This window comes from Staphylococcus sp. HMSC072H03 (assembly GCF_001809305.1).
Lineage (GTDB): Bacteria > Bacillota > Bacilli > Staphylococcales > Staphylococcaceae > Staphylococcus > Staphylococcus hominis.
The window spans coordinates 1-695 of the sequence record NZ_KV796919.1 but is presented as its reverse complement, the minus strand read 5'-3'; the positions used below and the strand labels follow the sequence as shown (position 1 = coordinate 695).

The 695-nt window shown below is 52.5% G+C and carries 8 tRNA genes (1 of these 8 running past the window's edge); all 8 read right to left on the bottom strand.

Annotated features, from left to right (window positions below):
• Positions 1–29, bottom strand: a tRNA-Ser gene (locus HMPREF2578_RS11250) (it extends 127 nt beyond the left edge of the window).
• Between the two features lie 22 nt (positions 30–51).
• A tRNA-Pro gene (locus HMPREF2578_RS10765) sits at positions 52–125 on the bottom strand.
• A gap of 8 nt (positions 126–133) precedes the next feature.
• Positions 134–207 (bottom strand) — tRNA-Arg (locus HMPREF2578_RS10760).
• Positions 208–217: 10 nt separating this feature from the next.
• Positions 218–303 (bottom strand) — tRNA-Leu (locus HMPREF2578_RS10755).
• Between the two features lie 7 nt (positions 304–310).
• Positions 311–385: transfer RNA gene (locus HMPREF2578_RS10750), tRNA-Gly, on the bottom strand.
• Between the two features lie 3 nt (positions 386–388).
• A tRNA-Leu gene (locus HMPREF2578_RS10745) sits at positions 389–470 on the bottom strand.
• 9 nt (positions 471–479) lie between these two features.
• A tRNA-Lys gene (locus HMPREF2578_RS10740) sits at positions 480–552 on the bottom strand.
• 5 nt (positions 553–557) lie between these two features.
• Positions 558–633 (bottom strand) — tRNA-Thr (locus tag HMPREF2578_RS10735).
• Between the last annotated feature and the right edge of the window lie 62 nt (positions 634–695).

The window sequence follows — 695 nt, the reverse complement described above, 5'->3', positions numbered from 1 at the left end:
AGGCGCTCTCCCAGCTGAGCTAAGCCCCCATAATAAATTTTAAATTTCCTATCGGGAAGACAGGATTCGAACCTGCGACCCCTTGGTCCCAAACCAAGTGCTCTACCAAGCTGAGCTACTTCCCGTAAGAGAACGCGCCCGATAGGAGTCGAACCCATAACCTTTTGATCCGTAGTCAAACGCTCTATCCAATTGAGCTACGGGCGCAAAATAATAATGCCGAGGACCGGAATCGAACCGGTACGGTGATCTCTCACCGCAGGATTTTAAGTCCTGTGCGTCTGCCAGTTCCGCCACCCCGGCAAAATAATGGAGCGGAAGACGGGATTCGAACCCGCGACCCCCACCTTGGCAAGGTGGTGTTCTACCACTGAACTACTTCCGCATATGCGGGTGAAGGGAGTCGAACCCCCACGCCGTAAGGCGCTAGATCCTAAGTCTAGTGCGTCTGCCAATTCCGCCACACCCGCGTATACATGTGAGCCATAGAGGATTCGAACCTCTGACCCTCTGATTAAAAGTCAGATGCTCTACCAACTGAGCTAATGGCTCTTAGATGGTGCCGGCCAGAGGACTTGAACCCCCAACCTACTGATTACAAGTCAGTTGCTCTACCAATTGAGCTAGGCCGGCTATTAAATTGAATGGTGGAGAATGACGGGATCGAACCGCCGACCCTCTGCTTGTAAGGCAGA